The sequence below is a fragment of the Rhizobacter koreensis genome (assembly GCF_013366375.1).
Taxonomy (GTDB): Bacteria; Pseudomonadota; Gammaproteobacteria; order Burkholderiales; family Burkholderiaceae_C; genus Schlegelella_A; species Schlegelella_A koreensis.
The window spans coordinates 351,825-369,659 of the sequence record NZ_JABWMJ010000002.1 but is presented as its reverse complement, the minus strand read 5'-3'; the positions used below and the strand labels follow the sequence as shown (position 1 = coordinate 369,659).

General features: G+C 70.0%; 16 protein-coding genes. 11 read left to right on the top strand and 5 right to left on the bottom strand.

Features of this window, described 5'->3' with window-relative positions; translation table 11 throughout:
- Positions 1-29 precede the first annotated feature (29 nt).
- Entirely contained in the window at positions 30-1,496 is a 1,467-nt protein-coding gene (locus tag HQN59_RS05515; protein WP_176066899.1) for a PQQ-dependent sugar dehydrogenase, read from the top strand.
- On the opposite strand, the gene HQN59_RS05510 is transcribed toward HQN59_RS05515, so the two are convergent.
- The 5 genes from HQN59_RS05510 to HQN59_RS05490 all read right to left on the bottom strand — a co-directional run bounded on the left by HQN59_RS05510 (position 1,483) and on the right by HQN59_RS05490 (position 7,558).
- Positions 1,483-3,594: an EAL domain-containing protein gene (locus tag HQN59_RS05510; protein WP_176066897.1), complete on the bottom strand. Its 2,112-nt coding sequence runs from the start codon at positions 3,592-3,594 to the stop codon at positions 1,483-1,485. The two genes, HQN59_RS05515 and HQN59_RS05510, sit on opposite strands and share 14 nt — an antisense overlap.
- Positions 3,591-4,457, bottom strand: a complete 867-nt coding sequence (locus HQN59_RS05505; protein ID WP_176066895.1) for an alpha/beta fold hydrolase — start codon at positions 4,455-4,457, stop codon at positions 3,591-3,593. Before HQN59_RS05505 ends, HQN59_RS05510 begins: the two co-directional genes overlap by 4 nt.
- 227 nt (positions 4,458-4,684) lie before the next feature.
- Entirely contained in the window at positions 4,685-5,506 is an 822-nt protein-coding gene (locus HQN59_RS05500; RefSeq protein WP_176066893.1) for a hypothetical protein, read from the bottom strand.
- Positions 5,503-6,558: an HpcH/HpaI aldolase/citrate lyase family protein gene (locus HQN59_RS05495; RefSeq protein ID WP_425342688.1), complete on the bottom strand. Its 1,056-nt coding sequence runs from the start codon at positions 6,556-6,558 to the stop codon at positions 5,503-5,505. The genes HQN59_RS05500 and HQN59_RS05495 overlap by 4 nt, the downstream gene beginning before the upstream one ends.
- Before the next feature lie 13 nt (positions 6,559-6,571).
- Positions 6,572-7,558: a malate dehydrogenase gene (locus HQN59_RS05490; RefSeq protein WP_176066891.1), complete on the bottom strand. Its 987-nt coding sequence runs from the start codon at positions 7,556-7,558 to the stop codon at positions 6,572-6,574.
- 300 nt (positions 7,559-7,858) lie between these two features.
- Between HQN59_RS05490 and sdhC the strand changes: the two genes are divergently transcribed.
- The 10 genes from sdhC to asd all read left to right on the top strand — a co-directional run bounded on the left by sdhC (position 7,859) and on the right by asd (position 17,723).
- Entirely contained in the window at positions 7,859-8,290 is a 432-nt protein-coding gene (gene sdhC / locus HQN59_RS05485) for a succinate dehydrogenase, cytochrome b556 subunit (RefSeq protein ID WP_176066889.1), read from the top strand.
- A gap of 34 nt (positions 8,291-8,324) precedes the next feature.
- Complete coding sequence (gene sdhD / locus HQN59_RS05480) at positions 8,325-8,687, top strand: succinate dehydrogenase, hydrophobic membrane anchor protein (RefSeq protein ID WP_176066886.1); 363 nt, start codon at positions 8,325-8,327, stop codon at positions 8,685-8,687.
- On the top strand, positions 8,687-10,495 hold the full coding sequence (sdhA, locus tag HQN59_RS05475; protein ID WP_176066884.1) for a succinate dehydrogenase flavoprotein subunit: 1,809 nt from the start codon (positions 8,687-8,689) through the stop codon (positions 10,493-10,495). The genes sdhD and sdhA overlap by 1 nt, the downstream gene beginning before the upstream one ends.
- Positions 10,496-10,555: 60 nt before the next feature.
- Positions 10,556-11,260, top strand: a complete 705-nt coding sequence (locus HQN59_RS05470) for a succinate dehydrogenase iron-sulfur subunit (protein ID WP_176066882.1) — start codon at positions 10,556-10,558, stop codon at positions 11,258-11,260.
- Between the two features lies 1 nt (position 11,261).
- On the top strand, positions 11,262-11,612 hold the full coding sequence (locus HQN59_RS05465) for a succinate dehydrogenase assembly factor 2 (RefSeq protein WP_176066880.1): 351 nt from the start codon (positions 11,262-11,264) through the stop codon (positions 11,610-11,612).
- Positions 11,609-12,922 (top strand): citrate synthase, encoded by a 1,314-nt coding sequence (gene gltA, locus HQN59_RS05460; RefSeq protein WP_176066878.1) that lies wholly within the window; start codon positions 11,609-11,611, stop codon positions 12,920-12,922. Before HQN59_RS05465 ends, gltA begins: the two co-directional genes overlap by 4 nt.
- A 328-nt stretch (positions 12,923-13,250) precedes the next feature.
- The gene (gene leuC / locus HQN59_RS05455) at positions 13,251-14,660 is read left to right on the top strand and encodes a 3-isopropylmalate dehydratase large subunit (protein ID WP_176066876.1); all 1,410 of its coding nucleotides are present in this window, start codon (positions 13,251-13,253) and stop codon (positions 14,658-14,660) included.
- A 61-nt stretch (positions 14,661-14,721) separates the two neighbouring features.
- The gene (leuD, locus tag HQN59_RS05450) at positions 14,722-15,366 is read left to right on the top strand and encodes a 3-isopropylmalate dehydratase small subunit (protein ID WP_176066874.1); all 645 of its coding nucleotides are present in this window, start codon (positions 14,722-14,724) and stop codon (positions 15,364-15,366) included.
- 40 nt (positions 15,367-15,406) lie between these two features.
- Positions 15,407-16,510 (top strand): 3-isopropylmalate dehydrogenase, encoded by a 1,104-nt coding sequence (gene leuB / locus HQN59_RS05445; RefSeq protein WP_176066873.1) that lies wholly within the window; start codon positions 15,407-15,409, stop codon positions 16,508-16,510.
- Between the two features lie 82 nt (positions 16,511-16,592).
- Positions 16,593-17,723 carry an aspartate-semialdehyde dehydrogenase gene (gene asd, locus HQN59_RS05440; RefSeq protein ID WP_176066871.1) on the top strand — a complete coding sequence of 377 codons (1,131 nt, stop codon included), beginning with the start codon at positions 16,593-16,595 and terminating at the stop codon, positions 17,721-17,723.
- Positions 17,724-17,835: the final 112 nt, after the last annotated feature.

Here is a 17,835-nt window from a genome sequence, read left to right as displayed (position 1 = left end):
ATCGGCGGGTCGCGTCCGAGGAGATCGCCGTGCGCCCGTCCAGCTCCATCATGGCCCGATCGCCGCGGCGCCTGCCGGCTGCCGCTGCCGCGCTCGTCGGCGTCGCGCTCGTGGCGTGCGGGGGCGGCGGCTCGGGCGGCACCCCGGTGGGCGAGCTCGACAGCGTGGCGCCGAGCGCGGCGCTGAGCGCGCCCGCGCCGCTCGCGAGCGGCCTGGCCGGCACGCTCACGCTGCAGGCGAGCGCCAGCGACAACGTCGGCGTCGCCGCGGTCGAGTTCCAGGTCGATGCGGTCCAGGTCGCGAGCGTCCCCGGCCCGGGGCCGTACAGCGCGACGATCGACAGCAATGCCTGGGCCTCGGGCCAGCACGTGCTGCGCGTGCGCGCGCGCGACGCCGCCGGCAACGTGTCGGCGTGGAGCAGCGCGACCGTCGAGTTCGGCGGCAGCCGTGTGGTGCCGGCCGGTTTCACGCGCAACCTCGGCTGGGTCGGGGGTCTCGTCGACGCGACCGCGTTCGCGCAGGCCCCCGACGGACGCTTCTTCGTCGCCGAGCAGGGCGGCACGCTGCGCGTCGTGAGGGGCGGCGTGCTGCTCGCCGAGCCGTTCGTGCGCCTCAACGTCGATTCGCGCGGCGAGCGCGGCCTCATCGGCGTCGCGCTCCACCCCGACTTTGCCGCCAACGGCTGGGTCTACCTGCACTACACGACACCCGAGGGCGGCGCGCACAACCGGATCAGCCGCTTCACCGCGGTCGGCGACGTCGCCTCGGCGGGAAGCGAGGTCCGCATCGCCGACCTGCCGGTGCTGTCGACGGCGACCAACCACAACGGCGGCGCGCTCCACTTCGGGCCGGACGGCAAGCTCTACGTCGGCGTCGGCGAGAACGCCAATCCCGCGAATGCGCAGAACCTCGCCAGCCCGCTCGGCAAGATCCTGCGCTTCAACGCCGACGGCACGATCCCGGGCGACAACCCGTTCGCGGCGAACGCGAGCGGCCTCGCGCGCGCGGTGTGGGCGTACGGCCTGCGCAACCCCTTCACGTTCGCCTTCGAGCCGGGAGGCAGCCGCATGTACATCAACGATGTCGGCCAGAACGCCTGGGAGGAGATCGACGCGGGCACGGCCGGCGCCAACTACGGCTGGCCGGCCTCGGAAGGGCCGGTCAACGTGAGCGCCGGCACGACGCCGCCGCTGTTCGCGTACGGTCACGCCCCGGCGGCGCCGCCGGGCTCGGGGCCGGGCGGGTTCCTCACCGGCGTCGCCATCGCCGGCGGCAGCTTCTACCCGGCGAGCGGCACGTTCCCGGCCGAGTACCGCGGCAGCTACTTCTTCGCCGATCTCGGCAGCGGCTTCGTCGCCCGCTACGACGCGGCCAACCAGGCTGCCTACGCGTTCGCGCAGGTCGGCAACAGCCCGGTCGACCTGCACGCGTCGCCGTTCGACGGCGCGCTCTACGTGCTGACGCGCAGCGCGATCGCGCGGATCAGCCGGCCGTGAGCGGCGCGGCGTGCGGCCGCAGGCTGTCGCGCCAGGCGGCGACCGGCACCGGCTTGCCGACGCCATAGCCCTGCGCGGCGTCGACGCCGATCTCGCGCAGCGCGGCGAGCGTCGCGGCGTCCTCCACCCACTCGCCGACCGTCCTCAGCCCGCACAGCGTGGCGATGCGCCGGATCGACTCGACGATGGCGCGGCTGACCGGGTCGGCGACGAGGTCGCGCACGAAGCTGCCGTCGATCTTCAGCACGTCGACGGGGAGCTTCTGCAGGTAGGTGAACGACGAGAGGCCGACGCCGAAGTCGTCGAGCGCGAAGCGGGCGCCGCGCGCCTTCATGGTCGCGATGAAGGTCAGCGCGGCCTGCAGGTCGCCCATCGCGGCGGTCTCGGTGAGCTCGAAGCAGATCCGGCGTGCGTCGACGCCGGTCGATGCCAGACACGCGGCGACGTGCGCCGAGAACCCCGGATCGCCGAACGACTGTCCGGACACGTTGATCGAGACCTCGACCTCGGGCGTGGCGGCCAGCCAGGCGAGCGTGTGCTCGACCACGTAGCGGTCGATGTCCTGCATGCGCCGATAGCGCTCGGCCGCGGGGATGAACTCGCCGGGTCCGAGCAGCCGGCCTTGCTCGTCGCGCAGGCGCAGCAGGATCTCGCCGTGCGGCGCAGCCGAGTCCACCAGCGGCACGATCGGCTGGAAGAACAGCACGAAGCGGCGCTCGGCGATCGCGTCCTGGATCCGGGCGACCCAGCCCATCTCGCCACGCCGCTGCTGCACCACCGCGTCGTCGCGGCCCGACCACTTGGCGCGATTGCCGCCGGCTTCCTTGGCGGCGCCGCAGGCGACGTGCGCGGTTGCCATCACCGTGGCGAGCGGATCGGCGGGCGAGAGCGGCGCGAGACCGGCGCTGGCGGTGAGGCGCTGCGCCTGGCCCTGCCATTCGAAGCGGTGCTCGGCGAGGGCCTGGCAGAGCGTGGCGGCGAGACGCAGCGCGTCGTCCCTTCCGCAGCCGGCGAGCACGATCGCGAACTCGTCGCCGCTGACGCGCGCGACGATGTCGCTGTGACGCAGCGACCCCCGCAGCACCTCCGCGACCTGCACCAGCAGGCTGTCCCCGGCGCGATTGCCCAGCGTGTTGTTGAGGACGCGGAACTGATCGACGTCGAGGTGGCACAGCACGCCGGCGCGCTCGCCCTGCACCTCGACGAGTTCCTGCGCACGGCGCTCGAGCTCGGCGCGGTTGAAGAGCCCGGTGAGCCGGTCGTGCACCGCCTCGTAGGCGCGCCGGCGAGCGCTCATCTGCTCGTCCGTGACGTCGCGGCCGACCCAGACCGCGCCGATCATCGCGCCCGAGGCGTCGCGCAGCGGCGCCATCGATGCCGAGACGAGCCGGCGCACGCCGTCGTGGCGCCACAGCGCGATCGGCCGCTCGCTGCGCACCGGCTCGTCGCGCGTCGGGTTCCACGTCAGCGGCTGCGGCGGGTCGGTGTCGGTCCGGATCTCGCCGAGCCCGGCGATCGGCGCGCCGACGAGGTCGGCGCGCGAACGCCCGACCAGCGCTTCGGCGGCCGGGTTCATCGAGGTGACGTTGCCGTCGCGATCGGTCGTGATCACCGCGTCGGCGATCGACTCGAGCGTCAGCAGCAGTTCGTCGGAGCGCGCGCGCAGGCGCTCGTTGCTCCGGGCGAGCTCCGCAGCTGCGTCTTCGGCGCTGCGCCGTGCCGCCTTGAGTTCGCGCTCGTGGCGGCGGATCTCGGAAGCGTCGAACGCGGTGATCGAGATGGCGCCCGCGCGCCGGATCGCGCTCACCAGGAGCGGAACGCGCTTGCCCGGCGCGCCGGCGAGGTCGAGCGCGATCTCATGGGCGAAGCCCTGCACCTCGAGCATCGGCACGACGTGCGTTTCGAAGAGGATGCGGCTCGCGGGCGCGAGCAGCTCCTTGAGGCGCCGCCCGACCACCTGGTCGGCGGGGGCAGCGCACCACTCGGCGAAGCGCCGGTTGAGGCTCAGCACGCGGCCGTCGGCCGCCGTGGTCAGCACCCCCCACGGCAGCGCCTCGTCCGCGAGCGGAGGCGCCGCGCCCTCCGCCTGGCGCGTCACGCCGCGAGGGCAGGCAGGCGCGCGGCGGCGCGCGCGCGTGCCGCCGCTTCGCGCTTGTTGGACTTCGCGATGCGAGCGACGAACGGGCGCAGCGCCGCGATCGTTTCCCGCGGCGCGCTGAGGTGCGGGCAGTGACCCGTCGCCTTCAGCACCTTGAGCTCGCTGCCGGCGATGTGGCGGTGCAGGTAGCGCCCGACCTCGATCGGCGCCAGTGCGTCGTCGCTGCACTGCAAGACGAGACAGGGCACCCGCACGTCGGCAAGGTCGGGGCGGCTGTCGGTGAGGAAGGTGACGCGGGCGAAGTGGCGTGCGATGTTCGGGTCGGCGCGGCAGAACGTCGAGGCCAGGTCGTCGGCGAGGTCGGGCTGGTCGGCGTTGCCCATGACCACCGGCGCCATCATCCGCGACCACGCGAAGTAGTTGCTGTCGAGGGTGTCGAGCAGCTGGTCGATGTCCTCGCGCTCGAAGCCGCCGACGTAGTCGCCGTCGTTGATGTAGCAGGGCGACGGTGCGACGAGCACGACGCCGCCGAGCAGGTCGGGGCGCATGCGCGAGGCGAGCAGGGCCGTCATCGAGCTCACCGAGTGGCCGACCAGGATCGGCCGGAGCACGCCGAGCGCCTCGCAGATCTCGACCAGGTCCTCGGCATGGCCTTCGAGCGTCGCATGGCGCTCGAAGTCGTAGCTCCCCGGCGCCGAGCCGCCATAGCCGGCGAGGTCGACCTGCACCACGCGGTGCCTGTCGAGGAAGGCGGGAGCGACGTGGCGCCAGACGTTCTGGTCGCAGCCGAAGCCGTGCGCGAAGACGAGGGTGGAGGGGCCGTCGCCCGCGGAACGGACGTTGTGGCGCTTGAGAACGGACATGCGGCGGACTCGGGGCGAGGGGCGATCTCCGCGCGACGGCGCCGCACGGGCGAGGGATCACCCGCCCTTATCGGCCGTCTTCGTCCGGGCCGGACCTTTCGCTCGCGGATCGCCGGCTTTGCCGTGACCATTTCCACGCACGGCGCAGCCCGGCGTGGGGCGTCCGCGACGCCGGGCCGCCCGGCTGAAGCGCGCCGAAGCGGTCCGGCCGAGGCGGGCCCATGCGCCTACTTGACCGCCGGCGCGGCCGGCAGAGCGGCGGCGGTGGTGACGTCCGCAGCAGGCGCTGCGCTCGTCGAAACCGGGCTGACCGACGTCGCCGCCGCCGGGCGCATCGGCGACGCGCCGCTCGCCGGGGTGGCCGGCGCGATCGGCGCCGGGCGTGCGTCGGGCGGCGGCAGCGACCCGGGGGCGACCAGCAGCGCCGGCGCCGCAGCCGGCTGTGTCGCGCCCGTCTCGGCCTTGGCGCCGGCGAGCTCGGCGGCCTTGGCGGCCTTGGCCGCGTCGATCAGGGCGCGCTGGCTCGGGCTGATGCACTCGTCGACGATGCGGCGCGCGGTCTTCACGTTCAGCAGCATCGATTTGCTGGCGATCTGCACCATCAGCGTCTCGCCGCGCACGTCCTCGAGGCGGATCGCGCCGGTCGACGAGAGCACCGGCTTCATCAGCCACTGCGACTTGCCGGCCATGACGTCGACGTAAGCCGCGTTCTTGGTGCTCTTGCCGATCTGCACGGTCTGGTCGAACTCGCATTCGTAGCGACCGTAATAGACCATCTCGGCGGCCGCGACCTGCTCGGGCGTCGCGTCGGGGATCACCGGTGCCGCGGGTGCGGCAGCGACCGTCTTGCGTGCGCCGCGGGCCGACTTGGCCGACGCCTTGGCGTCGCCGTTGCCTGCCTTGGCGTCGCCGTTGCCGGGCTTGGCGGCGGCGCTCTTCGTGGCCGGCTTGGCGCTCTTCGTGCTCGCCGTCGCAGAGACGGCGGGCAGCGCCGCGAGGCCGAACGCAAGCGCGACGGCGGCGCTCAGGGTGTGGATCGAACGGATCATCGGGTGGGTTCCTCGGAAAAGAAGCGGCGGCGCAGATCGCTCGGCAACGCGCCGCCGGTGCGGTGAGCGCGTTCGAGAACGGCCCAGAAATAGCGGTAGCTGGCGCGGTCGTGCAGCACGTCGCCGCGCCGGATCGGCGCCCACTGGGCAGCGATCGCGAGATCGATGATCGCCGCGGCCTCGTCGACCTCGGCCGCGCTCGGGCTGAACGCGGCGACGATGGGGCGGATCTGGCTCGGGTGGATGCTCCACATGCGCGTGTAGCCGAACTCGCCGGCGGCACGCGTCGCGGCGGCGCGCATGGCCACGTCGTCGTTGAACTCGGTGACGACGCAGTGCGAGGGCACCTTGGCGCGACCGTGACAGGCGGCTGCGATCTCCAGCTTGGCGCGCACGACGAGGGGGTGGCTGAACTGTCCCGCCGACGTCATCGCCGAGCCGGGGATCGCGCCGCGATGCGCCGAGACGAAGTCCATCAGGCCGAACGAGAGCGACTCGATGCGCGGGTGCGCGGCAAGCGCGTCGACCTCGCGCAGCGCCGCGTGCGTCTCGACGAGCGCGTGCAGCGGGATGCGGCGCTCGAGACCGGCCGCAGCCGCCGCTTCGTCGATCGCGCGGCAGGCACGCTCGACGTCCGCGGCGCCGTTCACCTTCGGCAGCATCAAGTAGGCGACACGAGCGCCGGCGCGGCCGACCAGCGTCGCCACATCGCCTTCGAACGCCGGATGGTCGACCGGATGGACGCGGGCGCCGACCCGGCCGTGCGCGTTGGCGGGCGAAGTCAGCAGCTCGGCGATCAGCGCCGCATGCTCGGCCTCGCCGCCGATCGGCGCGCCATCCTCGGCGTCGAGCGTGACGTCGAACACCGGCCCGAGCTCGCGCTGCAGCTCGAGGCTCTTCCTCATGCGCGGCTCGACGCCGGCGTAGTGATCGCACACCGGCAGCAGCGGTGCGTGGTCGCCGGCGCCGAACAGCGCCTCGCGCGGATGCGGCGCCGAGCCGAGGTCGGCCGCCGAGGCTGACGGCACGCTCGGGCGCGAGGCGTCGTTCAAGCGGACGCGCAGCTCAAAGCAGGTGCTTGACGCCGTCCTGCTCCTCGAGCAGTTCCTTCAGCGTCAGGTTGATGCGCTCCCGGCTGAAGGCGTCGATCTCGAGACCCTCGACCAGCTTGTACTCGCCGTTTTCGGTGGTGACTGGGAACCCGAACACGACGTCCTGGGGGATGTCGTACTGGCCGTCCGACGGGATGCCCATCGTGACCCACTTGCCGTTCGAGCCGAGCACCCAGTCGCGCATGTGGTCGATCGCCGCGTTGGCGGCCGACGCCGCCGACGACAGGCCGCGCGCCTCGATGATCGCCGCGCCGCGCTTGCCGACGGTCGGCAGGAAGGTGTCGCGGTTCCAGGCGTCGTCGTTGATGAGCTGCTTGACCGATTGGCCCCCGATCGTCGCGAAGCGGTAGTCGGCATACATGGTCGGCGAGTGGTTGCCCCAGACCGTGAGCTTCTCGATCGACGCGACCGGCTTGCCGGTCCTGGCCGCGATCTGGCTGGCCGCGCGGTTGTGGTCCAGGCGCAGCATCGCGGTGAAGTTGCGGCGCGGCAGGTCGGGCGCGCTCTTCATCGCGATGTAGGCGTTGGTGTTGGCCGGGTTCCCGACCACCAGCACCTTGACGTTGCGCGACGCAACGGCGTTGAGCGCCTTGCCCTGCGCCGTGAAGATCTGCGCGTTCGCCGAGAGCAGGTCCTTGCGCTCCATGCCCGGGCCGCGCGGGCGGGCGCCGACCAGAAGGGCGTAGTCGACGTCCTTGAACGCGGTCATCGGGTCGCTGTGCGCTTCCATGCCGGCGAGCAGCGGGAACGCGCAGTCCTCGAGCTCCATCATCACGCCCTTGAGCGCCTTCTGAGCCTTCTCGTCGGGAATCTCGAGGAGCTGCAGGACGACGGGCTGGTCCTTGCCCAGCATCTCGCCGGCAGCGATACGGAAAAGGAGGGCGTAGCCGATCTGGCCGGCTGCGCCGGTGACGGCGACGCGAACGGGGGACTTGCTCATCGAAAGCTCCGGAAGGGGGACAAGGCGGCCGGGCGACCCGGATCCGCGCGTGCCGCGAGTGTAGGTCAGCGCCCCGGCGGGTTGTCGGCTTGGCCCGACGCCGGAGAAGCGTGCGACGGCAACTTGTCGCGTTGGGTGCACGGGCGCGCCACGGCCTCTGCGGTGGCCCGCGCAAGCCGGCTCGCCAGCCGATCCGGACCGCCGTCGGCGGCCGCGGGCACGGCCGCCGCCCGACGAACCTGCTGCGTTGCAATAAACTCGACAGGTTGAACGGCAACTAGCCACCCACACAAGGCTGCAATGGCGACCTCACCGACTTCACTCAGGCAACGGCCGGTATACCGAAACATCCACGTTACGCAGCTCACGGGATATCGGCTCCCGCCGTCGGGCTGGGTCTCGATCCTGCACCGCATCAGCGGCGCGCTCCTGTTCCTGCTGATGCCGTTCGTCATCTGGCTGTTCGACACCAGCGTGACGTCCGAGATCTCGTACGAGCGCTTCGCGGCCGCCTACCGCAGCGGTGCCGGCTGGTTTCCCGGCTGGTTCGTCAAGCTCGTGACCCTCGGCCTCATCTGGGGCTACCTGTTCCACTTCATCGCCGGCCTGCGTCACCTCTGGATGGACGTGACGCACTCGGTCAGCAAGCAGTTCGGCCGCACCTCGTCGATCGTCACGCTCGTGCTCAGCACGCTGCTGACCGTCGCGCTCGGCTGGAAGCTCTTCTTCTGACGCGCCCGCGGCACTGATCAAGGACAGGCGAGAGATGCACAAGAATTTCTGGACCCGCCGCACGGTGGTCGGCGCGCACTACGGCATGCGCGACTGGCTTTCGCAGCGGGTGACCGCCGTCGTCATGGCGCTCTTCACGATCGCGGTGGTCGTGCAGGTGCTGATGCCCGGCGAGATGGGCTACGACCACTGGGCCGCGATCTTCTCGCGTCAGTGGATGAAGGTGCTGACCTTCGTGACCGTGCTGGCGCTGCTCTGGCACGCATGGGTCGGCATGCGCGACGTCTGGATGGACTACATCAAGCCCGTCGGCATTCGCCTCGTCTTGCAGGTGGCGACGATCGCGTGGCTGGTTGGCTGCGCGGGCTGGGCAGTTCAGGTTCTGTGGAGACTTTGATGCAAGGGCAACCCGCGGTCTCGTCGACCGTTTCGAAGCGGCGCTTCGACGTCGTCATCGTCGGTGCAGGCGGCTCCGGCATGCGCGCCTCGCTGCAGCTCGCGCGCGCCGGCCTCAGCGTGGCGGTGCTCTCGAAGGTGTTCCCGACGCGGTCGCACACTGTGGCCGCGCAGGGCGGCATCGGCGCCTCGCTCGGCAACATGTCCGAGGACAACTGGCACTACCACTTCTACGACACCGTCAAGGGTTCCGACTGGCTCGGCGACCAGGACGCGATCGAGTTCATGTGCCGCGAGGCGCCCAAGGTCGTCTACGAGCTCGAGCACTTCGGCATGCCGTTCGATCGCAACCCCGACGGCACGATCTACCAGCGCCCGTTCGGCGGCCACACGGCGAACTACGGCGAGAAGCCGGTGCAGCGCGCCTGCGCCGCGGCCGACCGCACGGGTCACGCGATGCTGCACACGCTGTATCAGCAGAACGTGAAGGCGCGCACCAACTTCTTCGTCGAGTGGATGGCGCTCGACCTGATCCGCGATGCCGAGGGCAGCGTGGTCGGCGTGACCGCGCTCGAGATGGAGACCGGCGAGCTGCACGTGCTGCAGGCCAAGACGGTGCTGCTGGCGACCGGCGGTGCCGGCCGGATCTTCGCGGCATCGACCAACGCCTTCATCAACACCGGCGACGGGCTGGGCATGGCGGCGCGCGCCGGCATCCCGCTCGAGGACATGGAGTTCTGGCAGTTCCACCCGACCGGCGTCGCCGGCGCCGGCGTGCTGCTGACCGAGGGCTGCCGCGGCGAGGGCGCGATCCTGCGCAACAGCAACGGCGAGCGCTTCATGGAGCGCTACGCGCCGACCCTGAAGGACCTGGCGCCGCGCGACTTCGTCTCGCGCTGCATGGACCAGGAAATCAAGGAAGGTCGCGGCTGCGGTCCGAACAAGGACTACATCGTCCTCGACATGACCCACCTGGGCGCCGAGACGATCATGAAGCGGCTGCCGAGCGTGTTCGAGATCGGCCACAACTTCGCCAACGTCGACATCACGCGCGAGCCGATCCCGGTCGTGCCGACGATCCACTACCAGATGGGCGGCATCCCGACGAACATCCACGGTCAGGTCGTCGCTCCGAAGGATGGCGATCCGAACGCGGTGATCGGCGGCCTCTACGCGGTCGGCGAATGCTCGTGCGTCAGCGTCCACGGCGCCAACCGCCTGGGCACCAACTCGCTGCTCGACCTCCTGGTGTTCGGCAAGGCCGCTGGCGACCACATCGTCGCCAGCAACCTGAAGGCCGAGCCGCACAAGGCGCTCCCGGCCAACGCCGCGGACGCGAGCCTCGCCCGCATGGCGCGCCTCGACGCGAGCACCGGCGGCGAGTACGCGCAGGACGTCGCCAACGACATCCGCAAGGCGATGCAGATGCACGCCGGCGTGTTCCGCACCCAGGCGCTGCTCGACGAAGGCGTCGTCAAGATCCGCGAGATCGCCGAGCGCGTGAAGTCGATCCACCTCGGCGACAAGTCGAAGGTGTTCAACACCGCGCGCGTCGAGGCGCTCGAGGTCGACAACCTGATCGAGTGCGCGATGGCGACCATCGTCTCGGCGGCCGCGCGGCGCGAGAGCCGCGGGGCCCACACGGTCGACGACTACGCCGACACGCCCGAGCACCCGAACGGCCGCAACGACGAAGAGTGGCTCAAGCACACCCTGTACTACAGCCAAGGCCAGCGGCTCGAATACAAGCCGGTGCAGTTGAAGCCGCTGACCGCCGAATCGATCCCACCCAAGGTACGAACCTTCTGATCGGCGTGCCGGCGCGCGCGCCCCGCGCCCCGGCAGCCGCTCAGCCAGTCGAAAGTTCCCATGGCTCTGCGCAATTTCCAGATCTACCGCTACGACCCCGACACCGGCGAGCGGCCGCGCATGCAGTCGATCTCGGTCGAGATCGGCGACAACGACCGCATGCTGCTCGACGCCCTGATGAAGCTCAAGGCGATCGACCCGACGCTGAGCTTTCGCCGCTCGTGCCGCGAAGGCGTCTGCGGGTCGGACGCGATGAACATCAACGGCAAGAACGGCCTGGCGTGCCTGACCAACATGCGCGCGCTGAAGGACCCGATCGTCCTCAAGCCGCTGCCCGGCCTGCCGGTGATCCGCGATTTGATCGTCGACATGACCGAGTTCTTCAAGCAGTACGACTCGATCAAGCCGTACCTGGTGAACGACGACGTTCCGCCCGAGCGCGAGCGCCTGCAGTTTCCCGAGGAGCGCGAGGAGCTCAACGGCCTCTACGAGTGCATCCTCTGCGCGAGCTGTTCCACCGCGTGCCCGAGCTACTGGTGGAACCCCGACAAGTTCGTCGGCCCGGCCGGTCTGTTGCAGGCGTATCGCTTCATCGCCGACACGCGCGACCAGGCGACCGGCGAGCGCCTCGACAATCTCGAAGACCCTTACCGCCTGTTCCGCTGCCACACGATCATGAACTGCGTCGACGTCTGCCCGAAGGGGCTGAACCCGGCGCTGGCGATCGGCAAGATCAAGGAACTGATGGTCCGACGCGCCATCTGAGGTGGCTACCCAGGCGCTCGAAGCGCGTGCCAGCGACCCGTCGGCCGGCGATCCGCCGATCGACGAACGCGCGCTCAGCAAGCTGCGCTGGCGCTGCCGGCGCGGGCTGCTCGAGAACGATCTGTTCGTCGAGCGCTTCTTCGCCGCTCACCCCGTCGTCACTCAATCGCAGGCGCGCGGTCTGCTCGCGCTGATGGACCTCAGCGACAACGACTTGCTCGACCTGCTGCTGCGTCGCAGCGAGCCCGGCTCCGGCCCCGAGTTCGCCGACATGCGCGCGGTGTTGCACCTGATGCGCGCGCCGGCGCCGCGCATCGACCCCGTTCACGAACCCTCGAAGGAAAACGCATGAGCCCGTCCGACGTGAAAGCAACGCTGACCTTTTCGGACGGCAGTCCGTCGATGGACCTGCCGATCTACAACGGCACGGTGGGCCCGGACGTCATCGACATCCGCAAGCTCTACGCGCAGACCGGCAAGTTCACCTACGACCCCGGGTTCCTGTCGACCGCGTCGTGCAACTCGACGATTACGTACATCGACGGCGACAAGGGCGAGCTGCTGTATCGCGGCTACCCGATCGAGCAGCTGGCGCAGAACTGCAACTACCTCGAGACCTGCTACCTGCTGCTCAAGGGCGAACTGCCGAACCAGAAGGAGCGCGACGACTTCACCAAGCTCGTGACCAACCACACGATGGTCAACGAGCAGATGCAGTTCTTCCTGCGCGGCTTCCGGCGCGATGCCCACCCGATGGCGATCATGACCGGCCTGGTGGGGGCGCTGTCGGCCTTCTATCACGACAGCACCGACATCCATAACGCCGAGCACCGCGAGATCTCGGCGATCCGGCTGATCGCCAAGATGCCGACGCTGGTGGCGATGGCCTACAAGTACACCATCGGCCAGCCGTACATCTACCCGAAGAACGATCTCACGTACGCCGGCAACTTCATGCGGATGATGTTCGCGACGCCGTGCGAGGAGTACACGCCCAACGAGGTGCTGGTGCGCGCGATGGACCGCATCTTCATCCTCCACGCCGATCACGAGCAGAACGCGTCGACGTCGACCGTGCGGCTGTGCGGCTCGTCGGGCACCAATCCGTTCGCGGCCATCGCCGCAGGGGTCGCGTGCCTCTGGGGACCGGCGCACGGCGGCGCCAATGAGGCCGCCCTCAACATGCTCGAGGACGTGCACCGCATGGGCGGCGTCGAGAAGATCGGCGAGTTCGTGCGTCAGGTGAAGGACAAGAGCTCGGGCATCAAGCTGATGGGCTTCGGGCACCGCGTCTACAAGAACTACGACCCGCGCGCCAAGCTGATGCGCGAGACCTGCCACGAGGTGCTCGACACCCTCGGCCTGCACGACGACCCGATCTTCAAGCTCGCGATGTCGCTCGAGAAGATCGCGCTCGAGGACGAGTACTTCGTCGCCCGCAAGCTCTACCCGAACGTCGACTTCTACTCGGGCATCGTGCAGCGCGCGATCGGCATTCCGGTGAGCCTCTTCACGGCGGTGTTCGCGCTCGCGCGCACGGTGGGCTGGATCGCCCAACTCAACGAGATGATCGCCGACCCCGAGTACAAGATCGGCCGCCCGCGCCAGCTCTACACCGGCGCGACCGCGCGCACGCTCAAGCCGATCGAGCAGCGCGGCTGAGCGCGGAGCGCTCCGCCAGGCCACTTTGCGAGGTGGGTTCCACACCGACCCGAGCGATGAGGGCACCGCCTGCGACGTGATCGCGACGAGAGAAGGCACGGCCCAGGCGTGCCTTTTTTCGTGCGAGAGCTCCGGCGGCGCGCGGGACAAGCGAATGCAGGCAGGGCACTTGCTTCGCTTCGCTGATCTTGCGCTCCGCTGCGCACCGCCGCCGCGCGCCGGTGGCCGGCCCGAATGCCCGCATCCGCGTCGTGAATGACCGGAGGCACGGCCGCACCATCGTGAAGCCCTAAAATCGGCGGTTTTCCGTTCGAGAGGCAAGAGCGCGATGGGCCGCACGCTGTACGACAAGATCTGGGACGAGCACGTCGTGCACAGCGAGCCCGACGGTACCGCGGTGCTCTACATCGACCGTCACCTCCTGCACGAGGTGACCAGCCCGCAGGCGTTCGACGGTCTCGACATGGCCGGCCGCAAGGTCTGGCGCCTGTCGGCGAACCTCGCGGTCAGCGACCACAACGTGCCGACCACCGACCGCTCGCACGGCATCGCCGATCCGGTCTCCAAGCTTCAGGTCGACACCCTCGACGCCAACTGCGACCGGACCGGCATCACGCAGTTCAAGATGAACGACGTGCGCCAGGGCATCGTCCACGTGATCGGCCCGGAGCAGGGCGCGACGCTGCCGGGCATGACGGTGGTCTGCGGCGACTCGCACACGTCGACCCACGGCGCGTTCGGCGCGCTCGCCCACGGCATCGGCACCAGCGAGGTCGAGCACGTGCTCGCCACGCAGACGCTGCTCGCGCGCAAGGCGAAGAACATGCTGATCCGCGTCGACGGCGTGCTGCCGCGCGGCTGCAGCGCCAAGGACGTGGTGCTCGCGATCATCGGCAAGATCGGCACCGCCGGCGGCACCGGCTACACCATCGAGTTCGCCGGCCCGGTGATCCGTGCGCTCAGCATGGAAGGCCGCATGACGGTCTGCAACATGGCGATCGAGGCGGGCGCTCGCGCCGGCCTGGTCGCGGTCGACGAGATCACGCTCGCCTACATCGAAGGCCGTCCGTACAGCCCCAAGGGCGCCGAGTGGGACCTGGCACGGCGCTACTGGTCGACGCTGCACTCCGACCCGGACGCGCATTGGGATGCCGTCGTCACGCTCGACGCGTCGACGCTGCGCCCGCAGGTCACCTGGGGCACCTCGCCCGAGATGGTGGTGTCGGTCGACGGCCGCGTGCCCGACCCCGATCGCGAAAAGGACCCGGGCAAGCGCGACGCGATCGAGCGCGCGCTCACCTACATGGCGCTCGTGCCGAACAAGCCGGTCACCGACATCCACATCGACAAGGTGTTCATCGGCTCGTGCACCAACTCGCGCATCGAGGACCTGCGCGAGGCCGCTGCCGTGGTGCGCCGCCTCGGCGCGCGCGTCGCGCCGAGCGTCAAGCTCGCCATGGTCGTGCCCGGCTCGGGCCTCGTGAAGCAGCAGGCCGAGCGCGAGGGGCTCGACGACGTCTTCAAGGCGGCCGGATTCGAGTGGCGCGAGCCCGGCTGCTCGATGTGCCTGGCGATGAACGCCGACCGGCTCGACCCCGGCGAGCGCTGCGCCTCGACCAGCAACCGCAACTTCGAGGGCCGTCAGGGCGCCGGCGGCCGCACCCACCTCGTGAGCCCGGCGATGGCCGCCGCGGCCGCGATCGAAGGCCACTTCGTCGACGTCGCCCAGCTCGCCTGACGCGGCAGGCCGGCCGGTCCGGTCGCCGTCGTCGTCCCATCTTCTTTCGTCCGAGTCCGCCATGAACCCGTTTCGCGTGCATACCGGCGTCGTCGCCCCGATGGATCGCGAGAACGTCGACACCGACGCGATCATCCCCAAGCAGTTCCTGAAGTCGATCCGCAAGGCCGGCTTCGGGCCCAACCTGTTCGACGGCTGGCGCTACCTCGACGTCGGAGAGCCGGGGCAGGACCCGGCGTCGCGCCGACCCAACCCGGACTTCGTGCTGAACCAGCCGCGCTACCAGGGTGCATCGATCCTGCTCGCGCGCAAGAACTTCGGCTGCGGCTCGTCGCGGGAGCACGCCCCGTGGGCGCTCGAGCAGTACGGCTTTCGCGCGCTGATCGCGCCGAGCTTCGCCGACATCTTCTTCAACAACTGCTTCAAGAATGGCCTCTTGCCGATCGTGCTGCCGGAAGCGCAGGTGAGCCGCCTGTTCGACGAGGTGGCGGCGTTCGTCGGCTACCAGCTCACGATCGACCTCGAACGCCAGGTGATCGTCAAGCCCGACGGCGGCGAGATCGCGTTCGACATCGAGCCGTTCCGCAAGTACTGCCTGCTCGGCGGCTACGACGACGTCGCGCTCACGCTGCGTCACGCCGACAAGATCCGCGCCTTCGAGGCCGAACGGCTGCTCGCGAAGCCCTGGCTCGCGAACCGGCTGTGAGCGCGCGCGTGCCGCAGGACCTCCCTCACGAAAGCGCCGCATGACGACCAAGAAGATCGCCGTTCTCGCCGGTGACGGCATCGGCCCCGAGATCGTGGCCCAGGCGCTGCGCGTGGTCGACGCGCTCGAGCTCGACGTCACGACCGAAGAGGCGCTGGTCGGCGGTGCCGCCTACGACGCGTACGGCCACCCGCTGCCTCCCGAGACGCTGGCGCTCGCCAAGGTGGCCGACGCGGTGCTGTTCGGTGCGGTCGGCGACTGGAAATACGACAAGCTCGAGCGGCGCCTGCGCCCGGAGCAGGCGATCCTCGGCCTGCGCAAGGAGCTCGGCCTCTTCGCCAACCTGCGGCCGGCGATCTGCTACCCCGAACTCACGGCGGCATCGAGCCTCAAGCCCGAGCTCGTCGCCGGCCTCGACATCCTGATCATTCGCGAGCTCACCGGCGACATCTACTTCGGCCAGCCGCGTGGCCGCCGGGCCGCGCCGGACGGCGCGTTTGCGGGCGCCGACGAGGCGTTCGACACGATGCGCTACACGCGCCCCGAGATCGAACGCATCGCCCACGTGGCGTTCCGCGCCGCGCGCGGTCGCAACAAGCGGCTCACCAGCGTCGACAAAGCCAACGTGCTCGAGACCTTCCAGTTCTGGAAGGACGTGGTCACGGAGGTGCACGCCGAGTACCCCGACGTGACGCTCGACCACCTGTACGTCGACAACGCGGCGATGCAGCTGGTGCGCGCACCCAAGAGCTTCGACGTGATCGTCACCGGCAACATGTTCGGCGACATCCTGTCGGACGAGGCGGCGATGCTGACCGGCTCGATCGGCATGCTGCCGTCGGCGTCGCTCGATTCGAGCGGCAAGGGCCTTTACGAGCCGAGCCACGGCAGCGCGCCGGACATCGCCGGCCGCGACGTGGCGAACCCGCTCGCTACAATCCTCTCCCTCGCCATGCTGCTGCGCTACTCGCTCGACCACGCCGACGCGGCCAACCGCGTCGAGGCGGCGGTGCGCGAGGTCCTCGCCAGCGGCCACCGCACGGCTGACATCGCCGGCTCCGGCGAGCGCGCGATCGGCACCCGCACGATGGGCGACGCCGTCGTTGCCGCGCTCGGCCGCACCACCGGGATTACCAAAGCCTAAGGCCGCACCGGCTCGTCGCGTCCGTCCGCCGGCACGCAGAGCCGGGCGGTCGAAGACTCCATTTCTACTGTAGGAGCGACGAATGACGACACTCACGGGTTTGGTTGGCTGGCGCGGCATGGTCGGCTCGGTCCTGCTCGAGCGCATGCAAGCCGAAGGCGACTTCGATCTCATCGAACCGGTCTTCTTCAGCACCAGCAACGCCGGCGGCGCCGCGCCCTCGTTCGCGCGCAACGAGACGAAGCTGCGGGACGCGTACGACCTCGAGGCGCTCAAGCGCTGCGAGATCATCGTCACCGCGCAGGGCGGCGAGTACACCAAGGACGTCTACGGGCGCCTGCGCGCCGCAGGCTGGAACGGCTACTGGATCGACGCGGCCAAGACCCTGCGCATGCAGGACGACTCGGTGATCGTGCTCGACCCGGTCAACCTGCCGGTGATCAAGGACGCGCTCGCGCGCGGCGTCAAGAACTACATCGGCGGCAACTGCACCGTCAGCTGCATGCTGATGGGCGTCGGCGCGCTGTTTAAGGCCGACCTCGTCGAGTGGATGACCTGCACCACCTACCAGGCGGCGTCGGGCGGCGGCGCGCAGCACATGCGCGAGCTGCTCACCCAGTACGGCACGCTCAACGCCGAGGTGCGCGACCTGCTCGACGATCCGAAGTCGGCGATCCTTGAGATCGACCGTCGCGTCGTCGACCGCCAGCGCTCGATGTCGGAGGCCGAGACGGCGCACTTCGGCGTGCCGCTCGGCGGCAACCTCATCCCCTGGATCGACGTCGATCGCGGCGACGGCACCAGCCTCGAGGAGTGGAAGGGCGGCGCCGAGACCAACAAGATCCTCGGTCGTAGCGGCGACGAGGTGGTGCCGATCGACTCGATCTGCGTGCGCATCGGCGCGATGCGCAGCCACAGCCAGTCGCTCACGATCAAGCTCAAGTCCGACGTGCCCCTGGCCGACATTGAGTCGATGATCGCTGCCGACAACGCCTGGGCGAAGGTGGTGCCGAACACGCGTGCCGCCTCGGTGCGCGAGCTCACGCCGGTCGCGGTGAGCGGGACCATGCAGATCCCGGTCGGACGCCTCCGCAAGCTCGCGATGGGGCCGACCTACCTGGGTGCGTTCACGGTGGGCGATCAGTTGCTGTGGGGTGCGGCAGAGCCGCTTCGGCGCATGCTGCGCATCGTGCTGACCGGCTCGGCCGGCTGACGGGCGCCGCTCCCGCGCGTTCGCGTGGGCCGAAATCGCGTTGTTGCCCCGCAACACGAGCGTGCAGATCGCGCGCTCGCCGGCTTGGGCTGAACGTCAGCCATTGCATGAG